Here is an 8,046-nt window from a genome sequence, read left to right on the forward strand (position 1 = left end):
GTGGCGTACCGACTGGGGTCGGGCGTTCCGTGATCGTCTGATGGCCAATGGCAAGCCCCCAAAGCTGATCATTGGGGCGATGATGCGCAAGCTGGCTCAGGTCGCCTTCGGGGTGTTGAAGTCCGGCGTGCCATTCAATCCGGCATTGCACGCCGCTTGACTCGAATAACAGTATCTACGGGTTCGGGTCACCGACGAGCGACAGCGAGGCACCCCTGCGGCGGCAGGGGCGGGGGGGATGGGCTCTAATAAAGCGATGCGCCCATGAGCATCGACTGCCAGTCAGCGCCCGGCTACGCCGGGCGCCTGATCTAACGCATCAGCCCTCCACAACAGCAAGAGCGACTACATAAATCGCTGAACGTCGATCCGCCACTTCGACGGACTCTCATGGCTGACGATCTTGTCGGCGCCCCCCTTGCCCATGGGCTTGGCGAGATCCACCTCCAGCGGAGCGAGGTAGCCCTTCTTGACGTCAAAGATCACCTTGACCTTGGGCTGCAGCAAGCTCTCCTCGTTATGCTCGGTGACGATGCCGAGCCGGCCGCTCTCCAGCAGCACCAGGGTGCCGACCGGGTAGATGCCGACGCAGCGCATAAAGGCCTTCACCAGGGTCGGATCGAAATGGAATTTGCTCCATTCGAATAGCTTGCGCAGCGCGTCGGTGGGCGGCATGCCCTTGTGGTAGACACGGTCGGCGGTGATGGCATCGTAGACATCGACAACGGCGGCCATCTTGGCCAAGGTGCTGATCTGGTCGCCGGCCAGCTTGTCGGGGTAGCCCGAACCATCGACCCGCTCATGGTGGTGCAGGGTGATGTCGAGCGGGATATCGCCAATACCGGGCGTCTTGAGCAGGATTTCATAGCCGTCGCGCGGGTGGCGGCGAATGATGTCGAACTCCTCGTCGGTCAGCCGGCCGGGCTTGTTGAGAACCTCATCCGGTACCAAGGCTTTGCCCGTGTCATGCAGCAGCCCCCCCAAGCCTGCTTGACGGGTCGTTTCCGGATCAAGCCCGACCGAGCGGCAGAAGGCGACCAGAAAGGTACAGACGCTGACCGAATGCAGGAAGGTATAGTCGTCCTTGTTCTTGATATGCATTAGGCCAATCAAGGCACCGGAATTGCGCAGAATGGACTCGGTGATACCCGCTACCACCGGCTCGACCGCCTCCATGCTGACCGCCTTGCCGAGGCGGGCGTCGGCCATGACGCTACGCACCAGATTGGCGGCCTGGTTCTTGATCGCCTTGGCGCGGCCTATCTCTTCTGCGGTGGAGATGCGGATGCGCGGCGCCGGCTCACTCTCGGCGATAGCGATCATCTCAGCCTGCAAGGCGCTGTTGACCTCTTCCTGGGTGGGCGCATCGGGCACATCCAAGCCGCGGTCGGTATCGATATAGACCTCGGGGATGCCACAGTTGAGGATGGTCTCGATCTCCTTCTCGGTCTTGACCGGGAAGGCGGAGCGCATGAAGGGATGTTGTGACCAGTCGGCTGCCAGGTCATGGATATACATGCCGACTCTGATCTCGGCTGAGGGGATGCGCTTGATCATCAGTAGGTCCCGTTTGAACCGTTCTGCGCCGGCTTGCTCTCAGTCTAGCCGAGTCCCTAGCGGATCAAAACCGCCGAGCCGGTAAAGCAGGAATGTAGATGGCGCAGTCGACATTAAGGGTTGTACCGGCCTGCCTGCTTATAATCGCGTTTTTCCCTGCCCTAGGTATTCACTGGATGGACCTCCTCCTGCTGCTCAAGGCGCTCGTGATGGGCGTCGTCGAAGGGATCACCGAATTCCTGCCTATCTCCAGCACCGGCCACCTGATCCTCACCGGCCATCTGCTCGGCTTTCTCGACAAGGAGAAGCGCGATGTGTTCGAGATCTTTATCCAGCTCGGCGCCATCCTGGCGGTGGTGTGGCAGTACCAGGCGCGACTGGTGAACGCCGTGCGCCATGCCCGCGAGCCGGGGCCAGGCCGGCAGCTACTGATCAACCTGGTGGTGGCAGCCATACCCGCGCTGCTGCTGGGCAAGCTTTTTGGCGAGCAGATCAAGGCGGTGCTGTTCAATGCCGTGACGGTGGCGATCACCTTTATCGGCGGCGGCGTGATCATCCTCTGGGCCGAGAAACGCCAGCACACGGTGAGCGTGGCACGGCTGGAGGACATGAAGCTGGGCGACGCACTCAAGGTCGGCCTGTGCCAGTGCCTGGCGCTGATCCCCGGTACCTCGCGCTCCGGTTCGACCATTATCGGCGGCCTGTTTTTTGGCTTGTCGCGCCAGGCGGCGACCGAGTTTTCCTTCCTCCTGGGCATCCCGGTGCTGGGCGCGGCTTCGCTCTACAGTCTGCTCAAGCACTGGCACAGCCTCAACGGCCAGGACCTGGTGCTGTTCGCGGTGGGCTTTGTGGCAAGCTTTGTATTTGCGCTGATCGCGGTGCGGGCATTGCTGCGCTTTTTGGCCAGCCATACCTTCGTGGCCTTTGCCTGGTACCGCATCGGCTTTGGCCTGTTGGTGCTCTTCACCGCCTACAGCGGCCTGGTACAGTGGGCTGACTGAAGACAAATACCAAAATAGGGTTGACGTACCTCAATGGGTGCTGCATAATCTTTTTCTCTGTCGCGGGATGGAGCAGTTGGCAGCTCGTCGGGCTCATAACCCGAAGGTCACAGGTTCGAGTCCTGTTCCCGCAACCACAGACATGTAAGCCCCTGATTTTGTTAAAGAAATCAGGGGCTTTTTGCTTTTGCATCGACTCATGTCGAACCTTCCTTCTAACGACATCTCAACGTCGCGATAGAACTTCCTCCTCCATCACCGACTCCCTGAGAGGGCGCTACAGAGCCCTTTGATTAAATCGTCGCCGGTGCAATACTTCACATCGGAGGACGCCGTGGAACAACCCTATCTCTACAATTTCCGAATCGATGCATGGACACCGGACACTTTACCGATGTCTCGCTTGGCTGAGTACCTGACTCAGCTAGCTGTGCTTTTCGGCAATGAAGACCGTGTCCACTTTCAGAAGGTCATCAAAGGAAGCGCTGTCCCGGTAGTAGCTGTAGAGCATGAGGCGAAACCCAAAGTGGCAGCTCGCCTTCGTTTGGTTGGGACTGAAGACGCTCCTCAAGATGTCGCACGGGCGCAGCAAACAATCAATCGCCTACTGCGTGAAGACAATGCCAGCGCCACACTGCGCGAGCACAAGGGTGCAAAAATACTTGAGTTCAAGGGTGTCAAAACTCCACTTACTCAAGAGCTCGTACTGCTTGAGCAGGGCGAGATCGATGGCGTGGTCATCCGCATCGGCGGGCGTGACGACTCAGTACCGGTCACCCTTGAGGCTGAGACTGGGCAATACTATCGATGCAACACCAAGCGCGACGTTGCCAAACAGCTTGCATCGCACCTGTTTGATGCCCCCATTCGTGCACAAGGACGAGGGAAATGGCGACGTAGTAGCGAAGGCGAATGGGAGCTGGATAGCTTCGACATTCAGAGCTTTGAGTTGCTTGAAGAAACATCGCTTGAAGCACTAGTAACGTCTATGCGTGCGATTCCCGGCAGCGAGTGGAACACTATGGATAGCCCGCAAGAAGAACTAAAGAAGCTACGGGAGGGTTAGATTTGGTCGTCTTCGACTCCTCAGTCTTGATTGATCTCTTCAATGACAAACTCGCTGGTGACAAGCGGGCCAAGCTGGATGATCTAATCCAGTCTCTGGGCAAACAACGTACGAAGATACTAATCCCTACCCCTGTTCTAACCGAATGGATGGCAAAAGCGGGGACGGCCAGGGATGGTTACTTCCAGCGCATCAATGCCCAGAGCATGTTTCGCATAGCTCCCTTTGCTACAAAAGCGGCAATGGAATGTGCACTATTGCTCGATAGCGCGAAAACTACAGGGGATAAGCGCCAAGGCGCAAAAACCTGGGCCAAAGCTAAATTCGATTGGCAAATCGCATGCATTGCCAAGGCAGAGGGTGCTACGACCATCTACTCGGATGACGATGATGTTGCTCGAGTTGGGAAGCGCTTGAACGTGAAAGTCGTGAAGATCGATGACCTTCCTCTACCGGAAGCTGCCAAGCAAGGGATCCTAGACCTCAGTCCATTGCAGTAACTTGGTAGCACCCATACCTTGCTCACCTTAAGTTATTAACTCTCTAGTATTTCTTCCCATCCACGCCTAAAGCTGAAAAGAACCAACTCGCCTCACCACGTACGGCCCTTTCAGTTAGACGTATGCGTCTCTGGGAAATGAAGCAGGTTCCCGCAACCAGCATTTCAGGGCTACGCTACGGCGTAGCCCTTTTGCTTTGCAGCGTTCCCCAGACCCCGGCACTCGCCGGGGTCTTTGCGTTTCTGCCTTAGAAACGGATATCGGCCGTGGGCAGGACCTGGGCGAAGGGGCCGGCCAGGGTAGCGTTGTGGTGGGCAATGATGGCTTCCGCCTTGAGTGCCGGCGTATCCATGCAGCTATGCGCATCGGCCGCCAGCCGTACCTTAAGGCCCAACTCAGCCGCCACCCGGCAGGTCGTGTCCACGCAGTACTGCGTCTTCATGCCGGCGATCACCAGGCTGTCGCAACCACGCTCAGCCAACCAGCTGGCGAGCTGGGTGCCGTAAAAGCAGCTCGGGCGCGTCTTGTTGAAGATCATGTCGCGCGCCGGGTCCAGCCCTAGCTCGGACAGGAGCTGCCATGCCGGGCTGCCGGCGGCGATGGGCGAGCCCTCGGGGCCGGTATGGCGGACGGCGAAGATGGGCGCTCCGGCGTCACGGGCGGCGGCGATCAAAGCCAAGCAGCGGGCCAAGAGGCCGTCGGCATCGTGCGGGCGGGCGGGGCCGTGGAAGAGGCCCATCTGCATATCGATGAGCAAGAGGGCGGGGCGCAGGGACATGGTGTTTCTCCTTGTTGTGGCCAACATGGACGGAGAAACGATCAGGCCCCGTCCATTGCTGGCGGGGCCTGGGTGGGGATACGGCGTTGAAATCGCCTAGCCGCCAGCCGCACGCCCGCCGTAAGCGGTCGTGGTGCGGGTGGTGGTAGTGAGGGCAAGGCGTTTCATGCCTTCATCTTGCCGCGCGCTTGACGGTAGCGTCAACGCCCGCATTACCGGCTCACTGCGCGCACCGTCAGCTAGTATGGAAAGGTGTTAGGGGACTTCCAGCAAGCTCAGCTTCTAAGCAAGACAGGGTGCGAGTGCAAAATTTCGACGCGGCATATATGCATATATGTAAGGAGAAATTTTGCATGAGCAACGCAGTATTGCGACGAAGATGGGCTGGCTGGACGTTCCCGACAATTCGTTGAAACGGACTGCCATGCGCTACCTTGCCATGTGCCCCCCTGCCGCCACTCTGATGTTGGCCCTGGCCGCGAGCTGCCAGGCTGCCGAACCGGCAACGCCCGCCCCACCACCGGCGCCGCCACCAATCTGGCAGAAGGCGGTACCGGTGACGGTAGCGATAGGGGCCGACGTGGCATCTGGCGTAGATGGCGCGGTACTGCCTACCCCCCTGATCCTGCGAATTGCCGATCTCTCTCGGCTACCGCGGCTGGAGGGCAAGTTCAGCGAGTGCGTGTTCGAGGCCGACGCCTGGTCCAACCTGGCGGCCGAGCGGGTGAATGTGAACCCGCGGGTGCTGCGCTGCTTTGATGCCGAGGGCAAGGAAACGCTGACCCGGCCGGTGCGTGGCTTTGCGGTGGACAAGGATGCCCGCGCCGGGCTCAAGAGCCCGGTGGTGTGGACCCAGGCGGCACGTGAGCTGCTGCTGGCCGGGGTAGGCACCCAGGCCAAGCAGAATTTCTTGATGCGAACCGCCCGCTCGGCGCTGGGCAAGGCCTCGCTGGGGCTGACCGATAACTTCCTCGATGACTCGGACGACAAGAAGCCGGTCGATGCCGACGCGATCCGGCAGATACGCAGCGCCGACACGCTGCTACCCACCCTGGGGGTGGAGCCGGGGCGGGAGTTCTCCATCGTGCTGAGCGGAGGAGTGAAGTAGGGGGACTATATGGGGTGACAGGGGCCGGAACTGGCTCTAGACTCCGCGCCATCTGCTGCAAGGAACTCTGAGATGGCCGCCGCTCCGCAATACGACGAATCTTCCGTCAAGGTGCTCAAGGGCCTGGAACCGGTAAAACACCGGCCAGGCATGTATACCCGCACCGAGAACCCGCTCCATATCATCCAGGAAGTGATCGACAACGCCGCTGACGAGGCGCTGGCCGGTTACGCCAAGAATATCGAGGTGGTGGTCTACCAGGACGGCTCGATCGGGGTATCGGACGACGGTCGCGGCATTCCGGTGGGCATACACCCCGAGATGGGGGTGCCGACGGTGGAGGTGGTGTTCACCCAGCTGCACGCCGGTGGCAAGTTCAACAAGAAGGATGGCGGGGCGTATAGCTTCTCGGGCGGCCTGCACGGCGTGGGCGTGAGCGTGACCAATGCGCTCTCCACCCGGCTGGAGGTGCGCGTGAAACGCGAGGGCGGCGAGCATGCTCTGGCCTTTGGCGACGGCTTTGTGATCGAGCCCCTGACCCTGGTCAAGGAAGTGGGCAAGAAGAACACCGGTACGGCGGTACGCTGCTGGCCGGACGGCAAGTATTTCGACTCGCCCAATATCCCCATGGGCGAGCTGTCGCACATCCTGCGTTCCAAAGCGGTGCTGCTGCCCGGCATTACGGTGACCCTGATCACCGAGAAGAAGGACGGCAGCCGCGACACCCAGACCTGGACCTACCCGGATGGCCTGGCGGGCTATCTGAACGAACAGCTGGCCGATGCCGAGCTGATCGTGCCGCTGTTCCGCGGCGAGCGCTATATCACCGAGGCCAATGAGAGCTTCTCGAACGGTGAAGGCGCGGCCTGGGTGATCACCTGGACCGAAGAGGGCGGCATTGCCCGCGAGAGCTATGTGAACCTGATCCCCACCCCTTCGGGCGGTACGCACGAGACCGGTCTTCGGGATGGCGTGTTCAACGCGATCAAGAATTTCATCGACCTGCACAACCTCTTGCCCAAGGGCGTGAAACTGCTGCCGGAAGATTTGTTTGCCCGCGCCTCCTTTGTGCTCAGCGCCAAGGTGCTGGACCCGCAGTTCCAGGGCCAGACCAAGGAGCGGCTATCGAGCCGGGACGCACTGCGGCTGGTTTCCACCCAGGTGCGTGACCCGTTCGAGTTGTGGCTGAACGAACACCTCGACTATGGCAAGAAGCTGGCCGAACTGGCGATCCGCCAGGCTCAGAGCCGCATGAAGGCAGCCAAGACGGTCATCAAGAAGAAAAGCAGCGGCGTGGCCGTGCTGCCGGGCAAGCTGACCGACTGCACCAGCGACGACGTAAGCCGACGGGAACTGTTCCTGGTCGAGGGCGACTCGGCCGGCGGCAGCGCCAAACAGGGCCGCGACAAGGACTTCCAGGCCATCCTGCCCTTGCGCGGCAAGGTGCTCAACAGCTGGGAGGTGGACCAGGGCGAGCTCTACGGCAATAACGAGATCCACGATATTGCCGTGGCGATCGGCGTGGACCCGCACACCCTGCATGGCCCGGCCGACCTTTCCGGCCTGCGCTACGGCAAGATCCTGGTGATGTCCGATGCGGACGTGGATGGTTCGCACATCCAGGTGCTGCTGCTCACCTTGTTCTGCCGCCACTTCCCGCAGCTGGTGAAGAACGGCCATATCCACATCGCCCAGCCGCCCTTGTACCGGATTGACGTGCCGGGCTCGGGCAAGGCCAAGCCGCCGCGCAAGTTCTACGCGCTGGACGATGGCGAATTGGAAGCCGTGCTGGACAAGCTGCGGCTGGAGAAGGTGCGCGAGAACAGCTGGAGCATCAGCCGCTTCAAGGGTCTGGGCGAAATGAATGCCGAGCAGCTGTTCGAGACCACCATGAACCCGGATACCCGCCGTACTCTGCAGATCGATTTTGACGCGATGGAAGAAGATACCCGCCGCATCATGACCATGCTGATGGGCAAGGGCGAGGCTTCCAGCCGCCGTGCCTGGCTGGAGGAAAACGGGAATCTCGCCGAAGG

The 8,046-nt window shown here is 60.5% G+C and carries 7 protein-coding genes, 1 tRNA gene and 1 pseudogene; 7 read left to right on the forward strand and 2 right to left on the reverse strand.

The genetic code is table 11. The annotated features are described in order from the left end of the window. Window positions 1-160 (forward strand): annotated as a pseudogene (locus VIM95_RS16400) (IS110 family transposase); the annotation flags it as partial. 185 nt (window positions 161-345) lie between these two features. On the opposite strand, the gene VIM95_RS16405 reads toward VIM95_RS16400, so the two are convergent. Next, window positions 346-1,557, reverse strand: coding sequence for an HD-GYP domain-containing protein (locus tag VIM95_RS16405; RefSeq protein ID WP_331987841.1), 1,212 nt, complete (start codon window positions 1,555-1,557; stop codon window positions 346-348). A gap of 176 nt (window positions 1,558-1,733) precedes the next feature. On the opposite strand from VIM95_RS16405, the gene VIM95_RS16410 reads away from it, so the two are divergent. The 4 genes from VIM95_RS16410 (at window position 1,734) to VIM95_RS16425 (ending at window position 4,124) form a co-directional block, all read left to right on the forward strand. Continuing rightward, complete coding sequence (locus tag VIM95_RS16410; RefSeq protein WP_331987844.1) at window positions 1,734-2,558, forward strand: undecaprenyl-diphosphate phosphatase; 825 nt, start codon at window positions 1,734-1,736, stop codon at window positions 2,556-2,558. Between the two features lie 61 nt (window positions 2,559-2,619). Beyond that, a tRNA-Met gene (locus tag VIM95_RS16415) sits at window positions 2,620-2,695 on the forward strand. Between the two features lie 197 nt (window positions 2,696-2,892). Next, window positions 2,893-3,624, forward strand: coding sequence for a hypothetical protein (locus tag VIM95_RS16420; RefSeq protein ID WP_331987847.1), 732 nt, complete (start codon window positions 2,893-2,895; stop codon window positions 3,622-3,624). A gap of 2 nt (window positions 3,625-3,626) precedes the next feature. Further along, window positions 3,627-4,124: a type II toxin-antitoxin system VapC family toxin gene (locus VIM95_RS16425; protein WP_331987851.1), complete on the forward strand. Its 498-nt coding sequence runs from the start codon at window positions 3,627-3,629 to the stop codon at window positions 4,122-4,124. Window positions 4,125-4,371: 247 nt separating this feature from the next. On the opposite strand, the gene VIM95_RS16430 is transcribed toward VIM95_RS16425, so the two are convergent. After that, window positions 4,372-4,902 carry a cysteine hydrolase family protein gene (locus tag VIM95_RS16430; RefSeq protein ID WP_331987854.1) on the reverse strand — a complete coding sequence of 177 codons (531 nt, stop codon included), beginning with the start codon at window positions 4,900-4,902 and terminating at the stop codon, window positions 4,372-4,374. Window positions 4,903-5,326: 424 nt separating this feature from the next. Here VIM95_RS16430 and VIM95_RS16435 point away from each other — a divergent pair, with 424 nt between their 5' ends. Then, complete coding sequence (locus VIM95_RS16435; protein WP_331987858.1) at window positions 5,327-6,010, forward strand: hypothetical protein; 684 nt, start codon at window positions 5,327-5,329, stop codon at window positions 6,008-6,010. 72 nt (window positions 6,011-6,082) lie between these two features. Beyond that, window positions 6,083-8,046: DNA topoisomerase IV subunit B (gene parE, locus VIM95_RS16440; protein ID WP_331987861.1), on the forward strand; the 1,964-nt coding region annotated here is incomplete at its 3' end.

It is taken from the genome of Chitinimonas sp., from assembly GCF_036568685.1.
Classification (GTDB): domain Bacteria; phylum Pseudomonadota; class Gammaproteobacteria; order Burkholderiales; family Chitinimonadaceae; genus Chitinimonas.